This is a genomic window from uncultured Polaribacter sp. (genome assembly GCF_947495205.1).
Lineage (GTDB): Bacteria > Bacteroidota > Bacteroidia > Flavobacteriales > Flavobacteriaceae > Polaribacter.
Genome location: NZ_CANLXV010000007.1, coordinates 65,071 through 88,576 on the forward strand (window position 1 = coordinate 65,071; position 23,506 = coordinate 88,576).

19 protein-coding genes are annotated in these 23,506 nt (G+C 29.9%); 11 read left to right on the forward strand and 8 right to left on the reverse strand.

Translation table 11 applies throughout. The annotated features are described in order from the left end of the window. Positions 1-2: 2 nt before the first annotated feature. Genes Q0762_RS08335 through Q0762_RS08350 form a run of 4 tightly spaced genes read right to left on the reverse strand, consistent with a single transcriptional unit; the run spans position 3 to position 5,177 of the window. The gene (locus Q0762_RS08335) at positions 3-1,256 is read right to left on the reverse strand and encodes a glycosyltransferase family 4 protein (RefSeq protein ID WP_298765913.1); all 1,254 of its coding nucleotides are present in this window, start codon (positions 1,254-1,256) and stop codon (positions 3-5) included. Further along, on the reverse strand, positions 1,253-2,443 hold the full coding sequence (locus Q0762_RS08340) for a glycosyltransferase (RefSeq protein WP_298765916.1): 1,191 nt from the start codon (positions 2,441-2,443) through the stop codon (positions 1,253-1,255). Before Q0762_RS08340 ends, Q0762_RS08335 begins: the two co-directional genes overlap by 4 nt. Further along, positions 2,440-4,863 (reverse strand): YfhO family protein, encoded by a 2,424-nt coding sequence (locus Q0762_RS08345; protein ID WP_298765918.1) that lies wholly within the window; start codon positions 4,861-4,863, stop codon positions 2,440-2,442. Before Q0762_RS08345 ends, Q0762_RS08340 begins: the two co-directional genes overlap by 4 nt. A 44-nt stretch (positions 4,864-4,907) precedes the next feature. Further along, complete coding sequence (locus tag Q0762_RS08350; protein ID WP_298765920.1) at positions 4,908-5,177, reverse strand: DUF4834 family protein; 270 nt, start codon at positions 5,175-5,177, stop codon at positions 4,908-4,910. Between the two features lie 136 nt (positions 5,178-5,313). Between Q0762_RS08350 and Q0762_RS08355 the strand changes: the two genes are divergently transcribed. The 5 genes from Q0762_RS08355 to Q0762_RS08380 all read left to right on the forward strand — a co-directional run bounded on the left by Q0762_RS08355 (position 5,314) and on the right by Q0762_RS08380 (position 10,501). Beyond that, positions 5,314-6,570 carry a transporter gene (locus Q0762_RS08355; protein WP_298765922.1) on the forward strand — a complete coding sequence of 419 codons (1,257 nt, stop codon included), beginning with the start codon at positions 5,314-5,316 and terminating at the stop codon, positions 6,568-6,570. A 19-nt stretch (positions 6,571-6,589) separates the two neighbouring features. Continuing rightward, on the forward strand, positions 6,590-7,711 hold the full coding sequence (locus Q0762_RS08360; RefSeq protein WP_298765923.1) for a GTP cyclohydrolase: 1,122 nt from the start codon (positions 6,590-6,592) through the stop codon (positions 7,709-7,711). A 190-nt stretch (positions 7,712-7,901) separates the two neighbouring features. Then, positions 7,902-8,609: a 16S rRNA (uracil(1498)-N(3))-methyltransferase gene (locus tag Q0762_RS08365; RefSeq protein ID WP_298765925.1), complete on the forward strand. Its 708-nt coding sequence runs from the start codon at positions 7,902-7,904 to the stop codon at positions 8,607-8,609. A gap of 32 nt (positions 8,610-8,641) precedes the next feature. Continuing rightward, complete coding sequence (locus tag Q0762_RS08370; RefSeq protein ID WP_298765928.1) at positions 8,642-9,283, forward strand: DUF4159 domain-containing protein; 642 nt, start codon at positions 8,642-8,644, stop codon at positions 9,281-9,283. A 168-nt stretch (positions 9,284-9,451) separates the two neighbouring features. Further along, positions 9,452-10,501: a lysophospholipid acyltransferase family protein gene (locus Q0762_RS08380; protein ID WP_298765930.1), complete on the forward strand. Its 1,050-nt coding sequence runs from the start codon at positions 9,452-9,454 to the stop codon at positions 10,499-10,501. Positions 10,502-10,578: 77 nt separating this feature from the next. On the opposite strand, the gene Q0762_RS08385 is transcribed toward Q0762_RS08380, so the two are convergent. From Q0762_RS08385 to Q0762_RS08400, 4 genes are all read right to left on the reverse strand, one after another. Beyond that, on the reverse strand, positions 10,579-13,497 hold the full coding sequence (locus Q0762_RS08385) for a glycoside hydrolase family 3 N-terminal domain-containing protein (protein ID WP_298765932.1): 2,919 nt from the start codon (positions 13,495-13,497) through the stop codon (positions 10,579-10,581). A 141-nt stretch (positions 13,498-13,638) separates the two neighbouring features. After that, positions 13,639-14,124 (reverse strand): ABC transporter ATPase, encoded by a 486-nt coding sequence (locus tag Q0762_RS08390; protein WP_298765934.1) that lies wholly within the window; start codon positions 14,122-14,124, stop codon positions 13,639-13,641. A gap of 91 nt (positions 14,125-14,215) precedes the next feature. After that, on the reverse strand, positions 14,216-15,043 hold the full coding sequence (locus Q0762_RS08395; protein ID WP_298765936.1) for a 3'-5' exonuclease: 828 nt from the start codon (positions 15,041-15,043) through the stop codon (positions 14,216-14,218). A gap of 94 nt (positions 15,044-15,137) precedes the next feature. Further along, positions 15,138-15,992, reverse strand: a complete 855-nt coding sequence (locus Q0762_RS08400) for a PPK2 family polyphosphate kinase (protein ID WP_298765937.1) — start codon at positions 15,990-15,992, stop codon at positions 15,138-15,140. Between the two features lie 140 nt (positions 15,993-16,132). Here Q0762_RS08400 and Q0762_RS08405 point away from each other — a divergent pair, with 140 nt between their 5' ends. The 6 genes from Q0762_RS08405 (at position 16,133) to Q0762_RS08430 (ending at position 23,504) form a co-directional block, all read left to right on the forward strand. Beyond that, positions 16,133-16,918, forward strand: coding sequence for an MBL fold metallo-hydrolase (locus Q0762_RS08405; RefSeq protein WP_298765939.1), 786 nt, complete (start codon positions 16,133-16,135; stop codon positions 16,916-16,918). Positions 16,919-17,013: 95 nt separating this feature from the next. Then, positions 17,014-17,691 (forward strand): tRNA (guanosine(37)-N1)-methyltransferase TrmD, encoded by a 678-nt coding sequence (gene trmD / locus Q0762_RS08410; protein ID WP_298765941.1) that lies wholly within the window; start codon positions 17,014-17,016, stop codon positions 17,689-17,691. A gap of 187 nt (positions 17,692-17,878) precedes the next feature. Beyond that, positions 17,879-18,229: a 50S ribosomal protein L19 gene (rplS, locus tag Q0762_RS08415; protein ID WP_298765943.1), complete on the forward strand. Its 351-nt coding sequence runs from the start codon at positions 17,879-17,881 to the stop codon at positions 18,227-18,229. A gap of 329 nt (positions 18,230-18,558) precedes the next feature. Then, entirely contained in the window at positions 18,559-20,781 is a 2,223-nt protein-coding gene (locus tag Q0762_RS08420; protein ID WP_298765945.1) for an NADP-dependent isocitrate dehydrogenase, read from the forward strand. Positions 20,782-20,872: 91 nt separating this feature from the next. Then, on the forward strand, positions 20,873-22,120 hold the full coding sequence (locus tag Q0762_RS08425; RefSeq protein ID WP_298765947.1) for an HlyD family secretion protein: 1,248 nt from the start codon (positions 20,873-20,875) through the stop codon (positions 22,118-22,120). A gap of 7 nt (positions 22,121-22,127) precedes the next feature. Beyond that, a complete protein-coding gene (locus tag Q0762_RS08430) occupies positions 22,128-23,504 on the forward strand; it encodes an ABC transporter permease (RefSeq protein ID WP_298765949.1) in 1,377 nt (458 codons plus the stop codon). Positions 23,505-23,506 lie beyond the last annotated feature (2 nt).

Sequence of the window (23,506 nt, forward strand, 5' to 3'; positions counted from 1 at the left end):
TCTTATATCTTTTTTATAATTTCTGCCAACTGTTTTGTAAGCTCTTTTCTATGGTACTTTTTAGTATTCTTAGAAGTTACAACTAAATTTCCTTTTTTATATTGTTGATATAATTGTAAAATTTCAAATTTTAATTTAGCTTCATTACTAAAATCTAAAACAACACCTGCATTTGTATCTTTTAAAATTTCCGATAAATCTCCATTTTCTGGCCCAATGGCTAAAATAGGTCTTTTTGCCTTTAAATACTCAAACAATTTGCCGGTTACAATACCTTTATTATTTGGCACGTCTGGAATTAACAATAGTAAAACTTGACTTTTATTTTGAAATTCTATGGCCTTTTCATGCGCAACATAACCTATAAAATTAGTGTTTTTAGTAAGGTTACAATCTGTAATTTCATGCTTTATTGCTGCAGCTATATCTCCTATAAAATTGAGTTGTAAATCTTCTTTAAACTTAGCATCTCCTTTACAAAGTTCTTGTAAAACAGCAAATAGCACTTTAGGGTTACTTTGTATTGGCAATAAGCCAATGTAAGAAATGGTAAATTTTGAATCTAATTTCGTTTCTTCTTCTTGGTTAATTTCGTCATCAAAACCATTGGTAACTACATGTACTTTATTTGCAAATTTTAAAAACTCTTTTTTTAAATTCTCACTAACTGTAACCACACAATTGGCTTGTTTTAAAACTAGTTTTTCTAATTTTAAATTTCTATTTTTAGCAAATGCTAATTGCTTAAAATCTTTATTATAATATAAATCTGACCAAGGATCTCTAAAATCTGCCAACCATTTTACACCTAATTTTTGTTTTAATTTTTGTGCAATCAAATGCAAACTGTGCGGTGGTCCTGTTGAGATTATTACATCAACAGCATTATTGGTTATATATTTTTCTAGATAAGTAACAGATTTCTTTACCCAAAATATCTTGGGATCTGGTATAAAAAAATTACCTCTTATAAAAGATAAAAATCCACCTTTACTTAAATTAGAAACTCCTGTAGATTTTTTCTTTTTCCAGAATAAAATATTGGTGGGTTCCCAAACGGGTTGCTTTAGCACCCTTAAATTTTTAGATACTTCTTTTAAAAGTGTTGTGTCTTCTTTTGGATAATTGGCATTATCTGCCGTATAAATAATTGGTTCTATATCAAAATCTGGTAAATATTTAGCGAATTTTAACCAACGTTGTACGCCAGAACCACCTGCAGGCGGCCAATAATATGTTATTATTAAAACTTTCAATGCGCTAAAGTATCATATAATTTGAGTAATTTTTTTGACGTTTGTGCCCAACAAAATTCACTTTCTATAAAATGCTTTCCGTTTGCTCCTAGTGTTTTTCTTAAATTTTCATTTTGATGCAGCTGCAATACCTTATCAGAAAAATCTATAACATCTTTTTCTTGATGCACTAAACCTGCCTTAACCTTTTCAATTAAATTTTTCTGAGCAATTGCATTACTTACTAATACTGGTTTTGCAAAACTCATGTATTGAAAAATTTTATTCGCGTAAGCCACATCATGCTGCAAATTTCTGTGTAAAGGAGAAATACAAATTGCGCTAGACAGTATATAAGATTGAAATAAACTTACATCTTGCCAACCTTCAAAATCTACATATTTACTTACATTTAAATCTTTTACTTGTTGCTTTAAAACAGCATCCGTTGTGTTTTTACCCACAATTACCAATTTTACATTAGGTATGGTTTGTTTTAATTCCACTAAAGAAGCAATAGCAGTTTGTAAACCACGTCTTATATTGGTATCTCCTAAATATAAAATTACAAACTTATTTTTGTATTTTTTGATTATGGATTCTTCTACCTTATAATCCGTAAAAAAAGACTTTCTAATGGTATTTGGCACTAAAACTAATTTTTCTTTTGCCGTTGGAATTCTATCAGATAGGTTTGTTATAAATTCTGGAGAAACAGTAATTACTTTAGCTGCTTTTTCTATAAATTCATGTTCCTTTTCTTTCCATTTTTTGGGAGAAATGATATATTTTCCAGGGAATTTCTGTAAATGTGGATACAATTTCATTACCTCTGGCATATTATCATGTAAATCTAAAACGGTGGGTAAATTATACTTTTTATTCGTTTTATAAACCGCTTCTGCTATTCTAATATCATGAATATGCAACGCCTCTATTTTTGTTTCGTCTATAAATTTAGTGATTTTTTTTTGCATCAAAAACCTATAAAGTGGCAATGTATAAGCTAACGCAGATAATTTATATTCTAAAGTATTAGATTGATATCTTTTTACGTGAATACCATTAATAACTTCAGATGTTTTTTCATTTTTATATTTTAAACAAAATAAAAAAACTTCGTGCCCATGATTTACTAAAGAAACTGCTTCATTTTCTACCCTAGGATCTGGTGGAAAAGATGCATCTAAAATCATACCGATTTTCATGAGTTTCGTTTCTTTTTCTCATCATAAAAAAACCATCCAACAGAAACAAATAGCAATAAGGCATATGAAGTTAGTGAATATATTTTTCCTTCTGCAATAACTTTTGGCTCAAATTTAAATACAATTTCGTGGGTTCCTGCAGGAATTTTCATTCCTCTTAACACATAATTTACACGATAATGTGGTTGTAACTTTCCATCTAAATAAGCATTCCAGCCATTCTTGTAATAAATTTCTGAGAAAACAGCAAACTGGTCTGAGTTTGTATTGGAAGCATACACCAATTTATTTAAACTATTTGCTTTTAAAGAAATGGTAGCTAAACTATCCTTTTTTATTGGTAAATTTAATCCAGATTTTTTTAAATCGTTATTTAAAAGAACGGCGGTTGTTTTAGTATCTAAATCATCTAACGCCTGCATTTCTTCGTTTGCATTAGCTACGCCCAATAAATTTTCTACAAACCAAACATTGCCGTTTGCTTCTATATTTTGTTGTGCCTCTAACTTACCTTCTTTATTAGGAATAATTAAATATTTAGTATTTAACATATTTAAAATAGGCATATTATTATTGGCTATTTGATATTCAAACAACTCATTATACCTACCTAATTTAGCAGCGTGATAACCACCAATAGAATTATGAAAGTAAGATGTACTCCCATCATTCATTACATCAATAGCAAAATTTGCAACCCTGTAATGGCCTGTGTCTTTTAATATTTTTTTATCTACTTTAGAGGCTACAAAAGGTTTTTCAATTTTTCTAGCTGCTTTAAAATCATCTGAATTTACATACTTTTTATTTACGGTTATCAAATCGATAAGCACCAAAACTAAAATTGCGAATATTACAGGCAACTGCTTTATTTTTTTCTTTAATAAAAACCATAACAATCCGCCGGTAATTATTACTAAAATTAAAGAACGTAAAGTATCTGTTAACAACATTGCTTTTCTATCTGCAATTACAGCATCTAAAAAACCAGGCACTTCGCCATATTGTTGTGCATCTCTTAAACCTTCAAAAGTACCAAAAACGTGTGCGCATAGAAAACCAAATAAGAGTAAACCTACAAAACTAAATACAGCTTTTTTTAAACCTTCCCTTTTTGTTTCAGCAGACAAGTTAGCCCCAAAAAACTCTTTTAAACCTAAGACTGCTAAAATAGGCACACATAATTCTGCGATAACTTGTATTGAAGAAACTGCTCTAAATTTGTTATATAAAGGAATATAGTCTATAAAAAAGTTGGTTACAACCTCTAAATTTCTTCCCCAACTTAAAATTATAGCGAATAATGTAGCTGAAACTAACCATTGTTTTAACCTTCCTTTTACCAAGAAAATTCCCAAGAAAAACAGAAAGAAAATAACTGCTCCAATATATGCTGGCGCTTCTACAATAGGTTGATCTCCCCAATAGGTTAAAACCTGTTCTGAATATTCTTTTGCTACTTTTTTACCTGCTTTTTTTTCTATAAATTGATAAAAATTAGAATTTTCTCCTAAAGCCTCTACAGTTCCACCACCCATAAATCTAGGAATAAACAAATTAAAAGTTTCTAATTTGGCATAACTATACTGGGTTATATAAGCTTTATCTAAACCTTTGGTAGCTGCTTTTTTAGAACCATCTACATTTATAGTCAATTCAGATTTACCTCTTGTACTAAATTCTGAATATTCTTTCATTGCCATTAAACGTGGCGCGTTGGCACCAATACCTAAAATAACAGCAGCAATGATAACAGCAACTTGTTTAAGAAATACAGGTATCTTTTTCTCTTTTATGGCATTAATAAACTCTACTATTCCTAAAATCAATAAACAAAAACCAAGGTAATAAGTCATTTGTATATGGTTTGCATAAATTTCTAATGCCATTGCAAAACCTGTAACCATAAAACCAAGTACATATTTTTTTCTAAAAATCCATATAAAACCTGCAAGTACCAATGGCATATATGCAATTGCGTGTGCTTTTGCATTATGTCCTGCTCCAAAAATAATAATTAAATAGGTAGAAAAACCAAAATCCAAAGCACCTAAAATTGCAAGTCTATACTCTACTTTTAGCGCCAACATCAAAACAAAAAAGCTTAAAAAATAAAGAAACGTATAATCTGCTGGTCTTGGCAAAAAACGCAGTAATTGATCTATACTTCTTACAAAATCATTAGGATAATATGCACTTACAGAATAAGCAGGCATTCCACTAAAAGAGGCACCTGTCCAATACGGTTCTGTATTATTTTCTGCTCTAAAATCATTAATATCTTTTACCATTCCTCTAAACTGAGTAATGTCTGATTGATTTAATTTTTGGCCTTTTAAAACGGGATGAAAATAAATTAATGAAGCTAAAACAAAAATAAGTACAGCAACTAAGTAAGGAATAATTTTAGGAATTTTCACTTTAAGATTTGGTTTTGATTGATTGATGTTTTTAAAGAGCGAGGTTACTCAATTTCTTCAAAATCTACATATTCGCCTACAGAGTTTTTACTTTGTTGGCCTTGGTTTGGTTTTTTATCTATAATGGTTTCTCCTTCTCTTACATTTGCATTCTGTTGGCCTTGTCTCTGACCACCAAACTGTTGCGCTGCCTTTTTCTGCATAGTTTCTGTTGCTTTTTTTATTAAAAAAGGAGCAAAAAGACGTGCTAAAAACTTAAAACCATAGTAAAAAACAAGAATCCAAAAAAGGGTTTTTAATAATCCAGGTAACATAATTTGTTTTAAAAAATCAACCAAAAATAACAATTTGTAAACAATTGATACGTTTACTTTCTATAAAACTTTCTTAAACCTAAAAAAGTAGGGTTTGCCTTTAAAAATTTGCTTTTTTATCCTATGTTTGTGAAGTATGATTTTTGTAGATGATAAAAAATTTTTCGGCCATAAAAGCTCCTTTAAAAAAATAGTTTTTTTAGGATTGGTTATGCTAATTCCTAAATTGTTTTTTGCGCAATATACAGAAGTAATTAACTCTAACAAACCTGGTTTTTCTGAAAGTCCTTATAGTGTTGGTACTGGTGTTTATCAATTTGAAAGTAATTTGTTTTTAAGAGATATTAGCATAGAACCTACGTTTTCTAAACCACAATCTCTAGGAATCGATTTGCTTTTTAGAACAAGTTTTTTACTAGAAAAACTAGAACTAAATGCGCAATTTACTTACCAAAGAGATAAAGTTGCGTTTAAAAATATTTTTACTTCTCATTACTTTTCTTCTGGTTTTAGTAGAATTACAATTGGGGCTAAATATTTGGTATACGAACCAGAATACACAGATAAATCTAAAGAAGTTAGAAGTTGGAAACGTAGAAATGCATTTGACTTTAAACGCTTTATACCTTCTGTAGCTGTATATTTAGGAGTGAACACAGATTACGTAAACGAAATTCATCAAACGGGACAAATAACACCAAAAGCAGGTATTTTACTTCAGCATAATTTAACAAGTGACTTTAATGTGATTACCAACTTATTTTATGACAATATTGGAAGTGATTTTGCTGAATGGTCTTATATTATAACTGCAACCCAAAACTTTAGCAATAGATGGTCTGCATTTTTCGAAAATCAAGTTATTTTTCAAGAATTGCAAAATAATATTAATTTAGGATTAGGATTTGCTTATCTGTACAACAGAAACTTGCAACTAAACACGTCTGCAAGAATGCTTTTTGAAGGAAAAGCACAGGGTTTTTATGCAGGTTTAGGTGTTTCTTACAGAATTGACAAACATAAAGACGCCTTCAAAGAATTAGGCGAAAAAGGAGAACCTATTAAAGATACTCCAATTTCTAGATATGATAAAAAACAGAATAATATTTTTTACAAGTTTCTAAGAATCTTTAAAAAGAAAGATAAAAATAACAGTAGACCAACACGAACAAGAATACAGGAGAGTAAAAAGAAGAGTGGACGGTTTTTAGGTGTTTTTGGAAAAAAAACAGAAAACAGAGAAAAAAAAGTACGCAAAAAAAGAGAACGAAAAGTAAAACCTAAAAAAGAGGAAACTGAAATAGAAAAATTAGAAAGAGAAATTAAAGAGCTAGAAGAAGAAATGAAGAAGGAAGAAAAAAAATCTAAGAAAAAGAAGAAAAACAACAACTAATCATAGATTTATTTAACAGATGATTACCATAAAAAAAATAGAATCTGCAAAGGAAATGAAGCAATTTGTTACATTTCCTTTTTCTTTATACAAACATAATAAATATTGGGTACCTCCTATTGTAAAAGACGAAATAGCCAATTTTAATCCAGCCATAAACCCTGTATTTCAAAATGCTGATGCTCAATTTTTTATAGCTGTTAAAAACGGCAAAATTGTTGGTAGAATTGCAGCTATTATCAACTGGTTTGAAGTAGAAAAACAACAAATTAAAAAAATGCGTTTTGGTTGGTTTGATGTTATAGATGATATTGAAGTAAGCAAAACACTACTAAACAAAATAAAAGCTATAGGTCTAGAAAATAATTTAGAATATATAGAAGGGCCTGTTGGTTTTAATAATTTAGACAAAACGGGTGTCTTAATAGAAGGTTTTGACCATATAGGCACAATGATTACTTGGTATAATCACCCATATTACAAAGATCATTTAGAAGAATTAGGCTTTGTAAAAGAAAAAGAATACCTAGAAAGTACTTTTAAATTTAAAAATGTAGATGCTGTTTATTTTAATAGAATTAGTAAAATAATTCAAAAACGTTTTGAATTAAAACCTTTAGATTTCACCAAAACCAAAGACATTTTACCTTATGTAGATGAAATGTTTGAAGTATTTAATAAATCTTATGCGAAACTCTCTACATACGTTCCAATTTCTGATGCACAAATTGCTTTTTTTAAGAAAAAATACATTTCTTTTATAAATCCTGAATATATAAAATTTGTAATTGATAAAAATAATAAATTAGTAGCCTTTGCTATTGTAATGCCTTCTTTTTCAAAAGCATTGCAAAAATCAAAAGGTAAATTATTTCCGTTTGGTTTGTTTCATTTATTAAAAGCAAAAAAACAATCTAAAGACGTTATATTTTACTTAATTGGTGTAGCACCAGAGTATCAAAACAAAGGAGTTACCGCCATAATTTTTGATCAATACACCAAAACATTTACACCTTTAGGTATAGAGAATTGTATTAGAACTCCAGAGTTAGAAGACAACAAAGCCATTGAAAAACTTTGGAAAGATTTTAACCCAAGAGTTCATAAACGCAGAAGAACATATCGAAAAAATATTTTGTAAATCTTTAGATAATCGTAATTACAGTTATTCGAAAAAAATTTAATCTAAAGTGACTTTAATTTAAAAACTATTAGTTCAAGGAATTTTAATTTCTCATCAAAATTGTATCGCACACAACTTTAAAACTTAAATTTAAAAATCATTTTAAATCCTTAAATTTGAATGCTAATTCTAAAACTTTAAACCTCTAGTGCAACTCTTTTTCAATTCAGACATTTCTAAAGAAACCAAGCAAATTACTTTTGATAAGATTGAAAGCAAGCACATTGTGCGCGTTTTGCGTAAAAAAGAAGGCGATATTTTAAAAATTACCAACGGTAAAGGTTTTTTGTTTGATGCAGAAATTAATTTTGCAAACGATAAAAGATGTGCTGCCCATATTATTAAAATTGAAGAAAAACCAAAACCTTGGAGCTATTACTTACACATAGCCATAGCACCAACTAAAAATAACGATAGGTTGGCATGGTTTTTAGAGAAAGCAACAGAAATAGGCATTGATGAAATTACGCCCATTATTTGTACAAACTCAGAACGCAGAGTTGTAAAAACAGAAAGGCTAGAGAAAATTGTTCAATCTGCTATGAAGCAGTCCTTAAAATTTACTTTACCAAAATTAAATGCACCGCTAAAATTTAACGAGTTCCTAAATCAAGATTTTAAAGGTAAAGTTTGTATCGCACATTGCGAAAATCAACCTAAAAACAAGCTAAAAGAAATTTTAAAACCTTCAGAAAAAACAACCATTCTTATTGGGCCAGAAGGCGATTTTTCTACTAAAGAAATAGAAAAAGCTATAGCGCTTAATTTTACACCGATTTCTTTAGGCGAAAGCAGACTTAGAACAGAAACTGCAGGTTTGGTGGCTGTAAATTTAGTTTCTTTTATCAATCAGTAGTTTTTGCTTATCTTGCTTATAAAATAGTATTAATGAAAAAAACAATTACACTCTTTTCTCTAATTTTATACATTACAATTACAGCACAAGACGTTGCTATTTTAAAGTACAATGGTGGTGGAGATTGGTATAGCAACCCAACTGCAATACCTAATTTAGTTGAATTTACAAACACAACTATTAAAACTAATATTTCTAAAAACCCACAAACAGTTACAGTTTCTAGTGAAGAAATTTACAATTTCCCAATTGTATTTATGACAGGACATGGAAACGTTTTTTTTTCTGATGATGAAGCTAACAATCTAAGAAACTATTTAATTTCTGGTGGTTTTTTACACATTTCTGATAATTACGGATTGGATAAATTCATTAGAAAAGAGATACAGAAAGTGTTTCCAAAATTAGAGTTTCAAGAAATTCCTAGCAATCACCCTGTTTATAACCAAACTTTTAAATTTCCAAACGGAATTCCTAAAATACATGAGCATAATAAAAAACCAGCACAAGGTTTTGGTATTTTTTATGAAGGCAGATTGGTTGTTTTTTATGATTATGAAACCGATTTAAGTGATGGTTGGGAAGATGAAATCATACACAACAACCCAAAAAGCGTAAGAGAAAAAGCGCTAAAAATGGGCGCTAATATTATTGAATTTGCATTTAAAAATTAGTTTTGGTTTTTGGTAATTGATTTTTTTGATGGTTTAGGTGTTATGACTTTATTAGCTGCTTTTTGGGGCGTTTGGGATATTTTTTCTGGTTTACTTTTAGCCATTTATTGGGGGTAGAAAAACAAAGCATAAAACTACAAGTATAATTACAAATTAAGAGATAAAAACTTGAGAACACTTTGGTATTTTTTATTTAAACTTTTCCTAAAAACAGGGTTGTTTTTCTACACCAAAAAAATAAAAGTTTCAGGGAAAGAAAATATCCCAAAAAAAGGAGCCGTTTTGTTTGCAGTAAATCATCCAAACGGATTAATTGATCCACTTTTGGTGACTACCAATATTTCTAGAGTAAATCATTTTTTAGTTAGAGCTGCAGTATTTAAAAAGCCCTTAGTAAAATGGTTTTTAGGTACTTTAAATTTAATGCCCATTTATAGAATTAGAGATGGTGCAAGTAATCTTGGAAAAAACAAAGCCATCTTTGAAGATTGCTTTAATATTTTTAAAAACGGCAAAACTTTAATGATTTTTCCAGAAGGAAGCCATGACAGCAAAAGAACTGTAAGAACTTTAAGTAAAGGGTTTACACGCATTGTATTTGGGGCAATTGAAAAATATCCTGAAATCAAAATTACAATAATACCTGTGGGTATTACCTATCAAAACGCAGCTGCTTATCCCAGTAAAGTTGCCATAAATTTTGGCAAGCCAATTCTTGCAAATTCATTTTTACATAAAGATAATTTACCTGTAGCTGCCATAAAATTAAAAAATGAAGTTAGCTACCAATTAAAACAATTGTGCGTACATCTTAAAAATGATGATAATTATAACACAAAATTAAAGCATTTAAATAAAGCTCAAATAGATTTTACAGAGGTTCAAAAAATAAATAAATTCATAGAAGAAGATATTTTTCTTATAGAAAAAAAACCTCAAAAAAACAATTACAAGTGGTTGCTACTGCTTATAAAAATTAACTTTTTTGTTCCGTTTTTAATATGGAAAGTTGTTTCTAAAAAAATAGATGAATTCGAGTTTATAGATACTTTTAGATTTGGAATTAACGCAATAACTTTCCCTATATTTCTTTTGATTCAAGGTCATGTAATAAAGTTATTTTTTGGCAATATTGTTGGTATAAGTTATTTAGCAATTTCAATTTTATTAGTATTACTCTATACCAAATTGGCTCCTACAAACACAAAAAACAACTAAGCATTAGAAATAAAAACTATTAAGCTATTTAAATTTTCCTTCTTTTTTTTAGCGTAAAGTAATTTTGCATAAAAAACTTAATTTATAATGGCATCTTGAATTACCTGTTGTATTTTAGTTCGCATATTACTTCTTACCAAAGCTCTATTCTCCATTGTTGGGTATACTCTATTTGACAGAAAAACATAAACCAAACCGCTTTCAGGATCTGCCCAAGTGTAAGTGCCTGTAAAACCAGAATGTCCAAAACTCTCTTGAGAAACACAACCACAAGTTGCTTTTACTTTTTCTTTTAACTGTGGTTTATCAAAACCTACACCTCTTCTTACTTTTTCGTCTAAATAATACCTATGGTTAAATTTATCTACAGTTTCAGATTTTAAATAACGTTTACCTCCATAAGCACCTTTTTGTAAATACATTTGCATTATTTTACCAACATCATTTGCATTTGCAAACAAACCTGCATGCCCGCCAACACCACCTAACATGGCAGCACCCATATCATGCACGTAACCTTGCAGTAATTGGTTTCTATAATACGTATCTTTTTCTGTAGGAATTATTTCTTTCTTAGCAAATTTCTTTAAAGGTAAAAAACGAGTTCTGTTTGCGCCTAAAGGCTTATAAAATTCATTTCCTGCCAATTGATCTAATGGTTTTTTATATTTCTTTTCTAAAGCTAGCTTTAAGATATAATAGCCTAAATCGCTATATTTATAACCTTTGCGTGTTCTTTGGTCTGCTTCTTTAATATACTTATAAATACTATCTTTATAACTAGCAGTTATAAATAAATCTTCGGCAACTTTTACTTTAAATTGTTTGGATTTTTTATGGCTATATATTTTAGTATCATTTTCGCCTGTAAGACTGTCTTTCGTTTTTAAATAAAACGGAATCCATGCTTTTAATTGTGCATTGTGAGAAAGTATGGCTTGTACAGTTACATTTGCTTTATTGGTGTTTTTAAAATCTGGTAACACTTCTTTTAAAGTTGCTTTTAAAGGTATTTTATGTTCTTCTTCTGCCTTCATTAATAAAGGTAACGATGCTAAAATTTTAGTTAATGAAGCCAAATCATAAATATCAGAATTTTTTACAGGCAAGCGTTTCTCAAAAGTATGGTAACCATAACTTTTATTTAAAACAACTTTACCATTTCTAGCCACAAAAATTTGTAAACCTGGCGCCATTTTTTCTTTAATAATAGTATCTGCCATTTGATCTATAATTCTTAATTTTTTAGCGTTTAAACCCGCAGCTTCTGGTATGGTGTATTCTAATCTATTTAATTTTGTTGTTAATAAACCTCTACCTTCACTAAAATAATTACCAATAGAAACAGGTAGTTTCCCTTTTGCATTAAATGCACCAAATAACATTTGTGCAGACAATTCTTGCGAAATTTTACTGTTTTGGTAAGAAACCACAACACCCTCTATATTTGTAAAACTTTTAAGCTGCAACAAACTATACGGACTCGCAAAAACATCTAAAACCACTTTTTTTTGTCTTGCTATTTCTTGCAACCAAACCAACTCTTTATTCGTAAATTTATAACTCTTCCAAGGGTTTTTATTAGATTTATGAAAACCGATAATTACATAATTAAAAGGTTTTAATTTTTTAGCCAAACCATCTAAATTAGGATCAGCAATTTCAGTTATCTCTGTATAATTTTTCAACATACTTACAAAAGCCTTATTACTTGCATCACCAAGTTTTACGTAAGCAATTTTCTTTTTATCTAAATTTTTAATGGGTAAATTTTGGTTGTTATTTTTAACTAAAGTAATTGCATTTTTCACTAATTTTCTATGCAATAAATCGTCCTGAACCCTATTAAGATCTTCTTGTAAACGTTCTAAAACTATAGGTTTTAATTTTTGCAAACCTGCCCAATACTTTGCTTTTAATATTTTTTTTACAGAAAAATTAATTCTTTCTTCAGTTAAAGTATGGGTTTCTAAAGCTTTTTTTAATAAAGCTATAGATGCTGGTATTTCTTGCGGAATTAATAAAACATCATTTCCTGCTTGTATTGCTGCCAAATTAATTGCAGCAGAAGTTGCATAATTTGCAGCACCTTTCATATTTAAACCATCTGTAATAACCAAACCCTCAAAACCCAATTGTTCTTGCAACAAATTGGTAACAACATTTTTAGATAAAGATGTTGGCAAATTTGCTTGAGACTCTAAACTTGGTATATTTAAATGAGCCGTCATTACGCTTCCCAAACCAGCATCAAAAGTTCTTGCATACGGGTACAATTCTATAGAATCTAAACGTGCTTTATTAAAGTTTAATACGGGTAAAGTGTGGTGAGAATCTGTTGCTGTATCTCCATGACCAGGAAAATGTTTACCGTTTGCTAAAACACCTTCACCTTGCATCCCTTTAATAAAGGCAATTGCTTTTCTGGTTACATTTTCTTTATTTTCTCCAAAAGAACGATTTCCAATAATTGGGTTTTCTGGATTTACGTTAACATCTAAAACCGGAGCAAAATTTACATGAATTCCCATTCTTTTAGCATGTTGCCCCAAATGTTTCCCAAATTCCATAACCAAAGAATCATTTCTAATGGCTCCCAAAGTCATATTCCAAGGAAAACGATACGTATTTTTCAAACGCATATCTAAACCCCATTCACCATCAAAACCAATTAACAAAGGTACTTTTGCCACCGTTTGATACGTGTTATTTAACCTTGCCTGTTTCTCTGGCGTACCTTGCATAAAAATTAAACCACCAACATGGTATTTGGTAATCATTTCTGTAATAAAATCTTGGTGTTTTTTGTCTTTATTAGAATAGGCTTGTACCATAAAAAGTTGCCCTAATTTCTCATCTACAGACATTTGATTTAAGATGGAATCTACCCAAATTTCTTGCGCTTCAAAATCTTTAGTTCTTAAAGGATCTGGTCTTTGTGCCAAAGATGATAAGGCAAATGCAACTAATAAAAAGGAGAATATTTTTTTTTTCATTTCAATTTTTTCAGAATATTTTTTGGGCGCTTTAACAGGCTTTCGCTACTCGCTTTGCACAAAAAAGTGCAAGAGCTCAAACATGCGCTCAATCCTTAGCGCAGCTTGTTTGCGAGCTTATTACATAATCAAAATCAATTTTTATACCAAAAAGCGTTTGTGCCAACTTTCTTTAGCAGGTATTTCCCAATTATTTTCTAATTCTTTTTTGGTTTGCACCATATTGTTAAAAACAATGGTTTGTGAAGTTACTTTTTGTTCTTTTGCAAAACGCTGAAAATCTGATAATTTTACCAAATTTATGTTTTCATTATCTTTAAAAGTAACATTCATTTTATCCATTAAATCTACTTTCAATTCTTTTTCTAAAGCTTGTACAAAACGCACAGAACTATCTATAGAACAACCAGAAACATTATTAAAACTCTCATCTACAGCCAACACTAAAAACTGATTGTATTTAATGGTAAAAGAGCCTTTTAAATCATCTCCATGACGTGTCCATTGGTTTATAAAATCAATTGCTTTTTCTGTAATTTTTTCTATTTCATTTGCTGTAAAAGCTCTATCTGCTTGGTAAATCCAAACTCTAGAATTATCTGGTAAATTTGTATATTCTGTAAACATTTTAAACCGTTAATTTGTAATTATTAAAAAAAACTTCTCGATAAAAAATTCTCAATAAAAGAATTTTACTCGAAATAACAACATGTGTATTTTACCTTAAATTAAATTTTTGTTGCAAAGCTTGTAATTTATCTGCATCAGACATGGTGTCTTTTGGTGCAGACATACGCTCTTTAATTTCTCTTAATACTTTTTTAGTGTATAAAGGAAAATCTGCATTTTGCATCCAATTGTTATAACCTGGGTTTTCTTTAAAAACCTCTTCTACAGTTCTACCTTTGTATTTTCCAAAAGAAAATATTTCTTGGTTTTCTTCATTCATCAAAATAAAACCAGCAAAATCTGCTCTTACACCATGTGTAGAAAATTCACTTAAACTTTCTACAGAATTTCCAATATCATCGTATTTTTCTACTTGTGCTAGTAAAATTTCAAAAGTTGCATTAGTATCTGCTTCTGCACCATGTGCGCCTTCCAACTCTTTACCACAATAAAATTGATAACCAGCACCTAAAGTTCTTTGTTCTTTTTTATGAAAAATTACTTGCACATCTATGGCTTTTCTATCTTTCATGTCAAAATCTATGCCTGCACGCATTAATTCTTCCGCTAAAAGCGGAATATCAAATCGGTTAGAGTTAAAACCTGCCAAATCGCAACCGGCTATCATTTTACTTACAGTTGGTGCCAATTCTTTAAAAGTTGGTTCTACAACAACTTTCTCGTTAGTTATGCCATGCACATCTGTTGCTCCTTGTGGAATTTCAATTTCTGGATTTACCAACCAAGTTTTACTTTCTTTATTTCCGTTAGGAAACACTTTTAAAATAGAAATTTCTACAATTCTGTCTGTTGCTATGTTTACGCCTGTAGTTTCTAAATCAAAAAATACAATTGGCTTTTCTAGTTTTAAGTTCATTTTATATTTGTATTTCCTACCTAAGCAGGCTTTTTTTTTCTTTTTAATTAAAATTATTTTGTTTTTCCTGTTTGTATAGGAAATACAACCGTGTTTATTCTTTATTTAATTGTGCTTTAAAATTCTCAATATTTTCCGAAATTTTTTTCGGTAAAATTGGTGCTTTAAAATTTTGTTTTTCTAACGTATCTAATAAAATTTCTGCCAATATTAATCTTGCAGTCGGTTTATCATCAGAAGGTATTACAAACCAAGGTGCATTTTCTTTAGAAGTTCTGTTTAATAAATCTTCATAACAAAACATGTATTTGTCCCAAAGTTTGCGTTCTTTTAAATCGGCTTCAGAAAATTTCCAGTTTTTATCTGGTCTGTTTAACCTTCTTAGCAACCTATTTTTTTGTTCGTCTTTAGAAATATTTAAAAAGAATTTTAAAACTACAGTTCCGTTTTCTGCTAAATGATTTTCAAAATGATTGATGCGTTCCATTCTATTTTCAAAAAAAGCATCATCTACATCAGCTACACTTTTTATTGCAGGTATATTTTCTCCTAAAATATAATTGGGATGTACTCTTGTTACCAATACATTCTCATAATGCGTTCTATTAAAAATACCAATTTTACCTTTTGGCGGTAAAGCAATATAATGTCTCCACAAAAAATCGTGTTTTAATTCTAACTCTGTTGGTACTTTAAAACTTTTTACAGCAACACCACTGGCATTAATATCTTTAAAAACCTCTCTAATTAAGCTGTCTTTACCTGCAGTATCCATACCTTGCAAACAAATTAAAACACCTGTTTTGCCTTCTGCATACATTTCATTTTGCAGTTTACTTAACTTTTTTCGAAGCTTTTTTAATTTTTTATCAGCATTATCAATAACTATTTTGGTCTCAATATTGGATAACTTTAAGGGTTTTAAAGCTTTATATTTTTCTAAATTCATCTGATTTTTATTGAACTTTAAAGATAGAAAAAATATAATTTTCACAAGCATTATTCTTAATTGTTTAACAAAACATTTTAACAGTATTTCACCCGTTTATTGTTAATATTTTTACCTTTGAAAACTAAAAAACATTTAAAATGATTAAAAACCTATTTATTGTATGCTTTTTTACTGTTTTATTTTTTTCATGTAAAAAAGACAGCGTAAAAACAACATCTAAAGCATTAGAAACAGCTGGCGTAAACCAAAAATCAATAACATCAGATTTACAAATAATTCCTATTTCGCACGCAACAGCTGTATTAACTTTTAATGATGAAGTAGTTTACCTAGACCCAACAGGAGGTGCAGCAGCATTTAAAAGGTTTCAAAAACCAACATTTGTTGTAATTACAGATATTCATGGAGATCATATGGATTTAAAAACGTTAAACGCTTTAGATTTAATGGAAACCAAAATTATAGCTCCAAAGGCGGTTGCTGATAAAATTAATCAAGTAAAAGCAAAAGAAATTATTGTGCTTAATAATGGTGAAGAAAAAGATTTTACAACTTTTAGTTTGGAGGCTATACCCATGTATAATTTAAGAAAAGAGGCCTTAAAATTCCATAATAAAGGAAGAGGAAATGGTTATGTTTTTACCATTAATAATGAGCGCATTTACTTTTCTGGCGATACAGAAGATATACCAGAAATGCGTAATCTTAAAAATATAGACAAAGCGTTTGTTTGCATGAATTTACCTTACACAATGACAGTTAACAGTGCTATTGATGCTGTTTTAGCGTTTTCTCCAAAACAAGTATATCCTTACCACTATAGAGGAACAGCTGGTTTAAGCGATGTTGCAAAATTTAAAGAACTGGTAAATGCTAAAAACCCAGCTTTAGAAGTTGTGCAATGGAATTGGTACCCACAATAAGTTTTAGTTTTTAGTTTTTAGTTTTTAGTTTTTAGTTTTTAAAACACTTTACTTTTTATCTCTAAAATTCAGTTTTTAAAATATACTTTTGCGTTATGCGAATAGATATCATTTCAGTTGCTCCAGATTTATTAGAAAGTCCGTTTAACCACTCTATAGTAAAGCGTGCCAAAGAAAAAGGTTTGGCAGAAATTGTAATTCATGATTTACGAAAATTTGGTTTAGGAAATTACAAACAAATAGACGACACCCAATTTGGTGGCGGCGCTGGCATGGTTTTAATGATAGAACCCATATCAAACTGTATAAAAAAACTACAAGCAGAACGTGTTTATGATGAAATTATCTACATGACTCCAGATGCGAAAACACTAAATCAATCTACAGCAAACACACTTTCTTTACAAAAAAACATTTTAATTTTAACAGGACATTATAAAGGTGTAGATCAAAGAATTAGAGATTTGTATATTACTAAAGAAATTTCTATTGGAGATTATGTGCTAACTGGTGGCGAATTAGCAGCTGCAGTTTTGGTAGATGCAGTTGTGCGTTTAATTCCTGGTGTTATTGGTGATGAACAATCTGCATTAACAGATTCTTTTCAAGACAATTTATTATCGCCACCTGTTTACACAAGACCTGCAGATTTTGAAGGAAACAAAGTGCCTGAAATTTTATTAAGCGGTAATTTTCCTAAAATTGATGATTGGAGAAGCGAACAAGCTTATAAAAGAACCGAAGAAATTAGACCAGATTTATTAAAGGAGTAATAATCCTATTATTTCTTTCTGTAAAAAATACAGTTAATTTACTATAAAGAAGCATTTTAGTTAAATAAAAAATAGTTAGCTAAAAATTTTATCAACTAAAAAAAAGTACTACTTTTGCAACCGCTAAATTAACCTCTGACGAAGAAATCGTGAATGTTGTTTTACAAAATTATTTAAATTAAAAGATATGGAATCTTTAATAAAATTTGTACAAGACGAATTTGTAACAAAAAAAGAATTTGCAGAATTTGCTGCTGGTGATACTATCACTGTTTATTATGAAATTAAAGAAGGAGACAAATCTAGAACTCAGTTTTTTAGAGGTGTTGTAATTCAAAGAAGAGGCGCTGGTCTTTCAGAAACGTTTACAATCAGAAAAATGTCTGGTACTGTAGGTGTAGAAAGAATTTTTCCAGTGAACTTACCTTCTATTCAAAAAATTGAAGTTAATAAAAGAGGTAAAGTTCGTAGAGCTAGAATCTTTTACTTTAGAGGTCTTACTGGTAAAAAAGCTAGAATTACTGAAAAAAGAAGATAATACTTCAATTTCTATAATATTTAAAAGCGTTGTGAATAATCACAACGCTTTTTTTTATTATGCCACACACTTTCTATTATATTATTAACTAAAGTTATTTTTTGCTTTTAAAGGAAATAATTTAATAATCTACTACAAAACAATCTTATTTTAAACTTCGTGTAAAATAGCTTTCAAATATTGTTAATATTGTAATAAAACTACCTTATTAATAGGATTTTACCAACATTAAAATCAACAAAAATTCTTAAATTTGCTCGCTTTCAAATAATTGCAATCCTTTTTTTGAAAGCTCATTACAATTTACAACGTTTAAAAACACAAGTTATATGAGCAAATTAGCTAAAATAATATATACAAAAACAGATGAGGCACCTGCCTTAGCTACCCGTTCTTTTTTACCAATTGTAGAAGCATTTACAAAATCTTCTAATATTGCAATTGAAGTAAAAGACATTTCTTTAGCTGGAAGAATTTTAGCAAACTTTTCTGAATACTTAACAGCAGATCAAAAAGTAGAAGATGCTTTAGCTGAATTGGGTGAACTGGCAAAAAAACCAGAAGCAAATATTATTAAACTACCTAATATTAGTGCATCTGTACCACAGATAAACGCAGCCGTTAAAGAGTTGCAAGCGCTAGGTTATGCCATACCAGATTATCCTGAAGAAGCAAAAACAGAAGAAGAAAAAGCAGTTTTAGCTTTGTTTAACAAAGTAAAAGGTTCTGCAGTAAATCCTGTTTTAAGAGAAGGAAATTCTGACAGAAGAGCACCAAAGGCTGTTAAAAATTACGCTCGTAAAAACCCACATTCTATGGGTGCTTGGTCTTCTGACTCTAAAACACACGTGGCTACTATGGAAGCTGGAGATTTTGCGCATAACGAAAAATCTGTTACCATTTCTAACGCAACTTCTATAAGCATACAACATACAGACACCAACGGAAAAACTACCGTTTTAAAAGAAAATGTAGCCCTTTTAGATGGAGAAATTATAGATGCTACTGTAATGAGTAAAAAAGCATTGCTAAATTTCTTAGAAACAGAAATTAACGATGCACATGAAAAAGGAATTTTACTTTCTTTACACATGAAAGCAACTATGATGAAGGTTTCTGACCCAATCATCTTTGGTCATGCAGTGCGTATTTTCTTTAAAGATCTATTTGCAAAACATAGCGAAACCTTTAACGAAATTGGTGTTGATGTAAATAATGGGTTTGGTAACTTATTAAGAAACTTAGAAGAAGTTACTGCAGATAAAAAAGCAGAAATTTTAGCAGATATTCAAGAAATTTACAACAATAGACCAGATTTGGCTATGGTAAATTCAGACAAAGGAATTACCAATTTACATGTACCTTCTGACGTTATTATAGATGCTTCTATGCCAGCAATGATTAGAACTTCTGGTCAAATGTGGAATAAAGCAGGAAAATTACAAGACACAAAAGCGATAATACCAGATAGTTCTTATGCAGGTATTTATACTGCAACTATAGATTTTTGTAAAGAACATGGTGCTTTTGACCCAACAACAATGGGAACTGTGCCAAATGTTGGTTTAATGGCGCAAAAAGCAGAAGAATATGGTTCTCATGATAAAACTTTTGAAATTGCTGCTAACGGAACTGTAAATGTAATTGACGCAAACGGATCTACCTTAATTTCTCATGAAGTGGAACAAGGAGACATCTGGAGAATGTGTCAAGTTAAAGACGCTCCAATACAAGATTGGGTAAAGCTAGCAGTAACAAGAGCTAGAGCTTCTGAAACACCTGCAGTTTTTTGGTTAGATGAAAATAGAGCGCATGATGCTGAAATTATTAAAAAAGTAAATACATATTTAAAAGACCACAATACAGAAGGTTTAGATCTTCGTATTTTATCTCCAATTGAAGCAACTCACTTTACTTTAGAAAGAATTAAAAAAGGTGAGGATACGATTTCTGTTTCTGGAAACGTATTAAGAGATTATTTAACAGACTTATTTCCTATTTTAGAATTAGGTACTTCTGCAAAAATGTTATCTATTGTTCCTTTAATGAATGGTGGTGGTTTGTTTGAAACTGGTGCTGGTGGTTCTGCGCCTAAACACGTAGAGCAGTTTTTAGGAGAAAACCATTTAAGATGGGATTCTTTAGGAGAATTTTTAGCACTAGCTGTCTCTCTAGAACATTTAGGTAATTCTACAAATAATGATAAAGCTTTAATCTTAGCAGAAACATTAGATGATGCCACTGATAAATTTTTAGATAATAAAAAATCTCCATCAAGAAAAGTTGGCGAATTAGACAACAGAGGTAGCCACTTTTATTTGGCATTATACTGGGCAGAAGCATTGGCAAATCAATCTAAAAACACAGATTTACAAGCAGAATTTTCTATAATTTATAAAGAATTAATAGCAAATGAAGCAAGTATTGTTGCAGAATTGAACAAAATTCAAGGATCTGCCGTAGACATTAAAGGTTATTATCAACCAAATGATGAATTGGCGAACAATGCAATGCGTCCTAATACATTATTAAATGGCATTTTAAGCAACTAGTTTTTATAACTTTATAAAGATATTAACATTAATGAGAGCCAATTGGCTCTCATTTTTGGTTAGATTTGGTTTTAACTAAACCAAACGTATAATGAGTAAGAAGAAAATTGCTATAATTATAGCCTGTATTGCTATTATTGTATTTGTTGCTTATAGCTACTTTTCACCATCTTCTAGTGATGCCATTTATTTAACATCAAAAGTAAAAAAAGGCAATTTTCTAAGTGAAGTAGTTACTTCTGGTGAAGCACAATCTACAAGTCTTAAAAAAATTACAGGACCTTCAAATCTAAGAAAATTTAGACTTAGAGAAATCAAAATACAAGATTTAGTGCCAGAAGGTACTGTTGTAAAGGCAGGAGATTATGTAGGTAAATTAGATCCTTCTGGCGTAAACGAACTTATTTTAGATGCAAGGTTAAATTTAGAGGCAGAAGAATCTAAATACACTCAACAACAATTAGACACTACACTTTCTTTAAAACAAGAAAGAAACGCGCTTAAAGATTTACGTTTTAATATGGAAGAAACCAAGTTAGAACTAAAACAATCTATATACGAGCCACCAGCTACCATCAAAAAGTTAGAAAATCAATTAGAAAAATTAGAGCGCGATTTTAGAGAAAAACAAGAAAACTATAAAATTAAAAAAAGACAAGCCAACGCTAAAATGGTTGTAGTTGGCACCAGAGTTTCTAAAATAAGAAAAGAATTAAACGATTTACTAAATCTATTAAAATCTTTTACCATTTATTCTGATGGTAATGGTATGATTACTTATGATAAAAATTGGGACGGTTCTAAGAAAAAAGTAGGCTCTTCTATAAGTCCTTGGCAAACTTCTATTGCCACATTGCCAGATTTAACTAAAATGGAATCTAAAACTTATGCAAATGAGGTAGATATAAGAAAGGTAAAAAAAGGACTACCTGTAAAGGTTGGTTTTGATGCTTTTCCAGATGTAGAATTAAAAGGTATTGTTACAGATGTAGCTAATGTTGGCGAAAACAAAAGAGGTTCTGATATAAAAGTTTTTCAAGTATTGATAAAACTATCGGAAACGAATGAAAATATAAGACCTGGAATGACTACTTCTAATAAAATTTTAACTTTTGAACGTAAAGATGTTTTAAGCGTACCTTTAGAAGCTATTTTTACTGAACATGAAACGACTTATGTTTATAAAAAGTCTGGATTTTCAATCGATAAAAAAGAGGTTGAATTAGGAGATTCTAATAACGATGCTGTAATTATAACCAATGGTTTGTCTGAAGGAGATGAAATTTATTTAAATAAACCAGAAGGATTAGAAAAAACTGAAATTGCTAAATTAAACTAGTTTTTCTATGTTCAATAAAATCTATATAGAAAAATTAAAGTCTAATTTTAGTGAGGCTGTGCGCGTAATTTTAACCAATAAAGTTAGAACGCTGTTAACTTCTCTAGGTATTATTTTTGGTGTAGCTGCAGTAATTACAATGCTGGCAATTGGTAATGGCGCCGAAAAAGAAATTTTAGCGCAGTTAGAACTGGTTGGCGTAAATAATATTGTAATTACGCCTATATCAGATGAAAAAGATGATAATTCTGAAGAGGAAAACGATGGCAACGCAACAGAAGCAAAGCGTTTTTCTAAAGGTTTAGATTTATTAGATGTGCACAGCATACAAAAAACCATTCCTTCTATAAAAACTGTTAGTCCAGAAATTATATTAGAAACTTATGTAATAAAAAAAGGAAGACAAAACCCTGTAAAACTTATTGGTGTTTCTAAAACCTATTTTAAAACATCAAACATTAATATAGAAATTGGAAAAAACTTTTCTGCCATACAAGAAGAAAATGCATTACCCGTATGCATTATTGGTAAAAAAATAGAAAAAAAATTATTCACAGGAGAGAGCGCTATTGGCAAAAGAATTAAAGTAAAAGATGTTTGGTTACAAGTGGTTGGTGTTATTGAAGAAAAATTTATATCAGATTCTGCACAAGAAAACCTAGGCATTAGAGACTTAAATCAAGATGTATATATTCCTTTAAAAACTTTTTTAGTAAGATTTAAAGATCGCAAAAACATTATAGACAAACCTTTAAACTTTGGCGGTGGTGGTAGCATGATATTTATCAGCGGAAACAATCAAGGTCCTAAAAAAAGAATTCCTAGAGGTAATTATCATCAATTAGACAAGTTGGTTGTTCAAGTAAATAATTCTAACCAACTTAACGCCACGGCAGACGTTTTAAGTAGAATGTTAAAAAGAAGGCATAATGATGTGTTAGATTTTGAAATTTCTATTCCAATTCAACTCTTAAAACAACAGCAAAAAACAAAGCAAATTTTTAATATCGTACTAAGCATTATTGCAGGTATTTCTCTTTTAATTGGTGGTATTGGTATAATGAATATTATGTTGGCTTCTGTTTTAGAGAGAACCAAAGAAATTGGTATTATAAGAGCCATTGGTGCTACACAAGAAGATGTTATTCTTCAATTTTTAACAGAATCTGTTTTGGTTAGTATTGGTGGCGGAATTATAGGTATTATTTTAGGCGTTTTATCATCCTACATTTTACAAATAACTACAGGTATAGAAACTATTTTATCATTAAGTTCTATTTTACTTTCCTTTTTTGTAGCTACATTAATTGGTTTAATTTTTGGTATTGCTCCAGCAAAATCTGCAGCAAGTAAAAGTCCTATAGAAGCTATTAGACATGAATAACA

Excerpts from the sequence above, each read along its gene's own strand:
- Q0762_RS08385 (WP_298765932.1), bottom strand. The coding sequence starts at position 13,497 with ATGAAAAAAAAAATATTCTCCTTTTTATTAGTTGCATTTGCCTTATCA.
- Q0762_RS08395 (WP_298765936.1), bottom strand. The coding sequence starts at position 15,043 with ATGAACTTAAAACTAGAAAAGCCAATTGTATTTTTTGATTTAGAAACT.
- Q0762_RS08420 (WP_298765945.1), top strand. The coding sequence starts at position 18,559 with ATGAGCAAATTAGCTAAAATAATATATACAAAAACAGATGAGGCACCT.
- Q0762_RS08425 (WP_298765947.1), top strand. The coding sequence starts at position 20,873 with ATGAGTAAGAAGAAAATTGCTATAATTATAGCCTGTATTGCTATTATT.
- Q0762_RS08340 (WP_298765916.1), bottom strand. The coding sequence starts at position 2,443 with ATGAAAATCGGTATGATTTTAGATGCATCTTTTCCACCAGATCCTAGG.
- rplS (WP_298765943.1), top strand. The coding sequence starts at position 17,879 with ATGGAATCTTTAATAAAATTTGTACAAGACGAATTTGTAACAAAAAAA.
- Q0762_RS08355 (WP_298765922.1), top strand. The coding sequence starts at position 5,314 with ATGATTTTTGTAGATGATAAAAAATTTTTCGGCCATAAAAGCTCCTTT.
- Q0762_RS08360 (WP_298765923.1), top strand. The coding sequence starts at position 6,590 with ATGATTACCATAAAAAAAATAGAATCTGCAAAGGAAATGAAGCAATTT.
- Q0762_RS08405 (WP_298765939.1), top strand. The coding sequence starts at position 16,133 with ATGATTAAAAACCTATTTATTGTATGCTTTTTTACTGTTTTATTTTTT.
- Q0762_RS08390 (WP_298765934.1), bottom strand. The coding sequence starts at position 14,124 with ATGTTTACAGAATATACAAATTTACCAGATAATTCTAGAGTTTGGATT.
- Q0762_RS08430 (WP_298765949.1), top strand. The coding sequence starts at position 22,128 with ATGTTCAATAAAATCTATATAGAAAAATTAAAGTCTAATTTTAGTGAG.
- Q0762_RS08350 (WP_298765920.1), bottom strand. The coding sequence starts at position 5,177 with ATGTTACCTGGATTATTAAAAACCCTTTTTTGGATTCTTGTTTTTTAC.
- Q0762_RS08400 (WP_298765937.1), bottom strand. The coding sequence starts at position 15,992 with ATGAATTTAGAAAAATATAAAGCTTTAAAACCCTTAAAGTTATCCAAT.
- Q0762_RS08370 (WP_298765928.1), top strand. The coding sequence starts at position 8,642 with ATGAAAAAAACAATTACACTCTTTTCTCTAATTTTATACATTACAATT.
- trmD (WP_298765941.1), top strand. The coding sequence starts at position 17,014 with ATGCGAATAGATATCATTTCAGTTGCTCCAGATTTATTAGAAAGTCCG.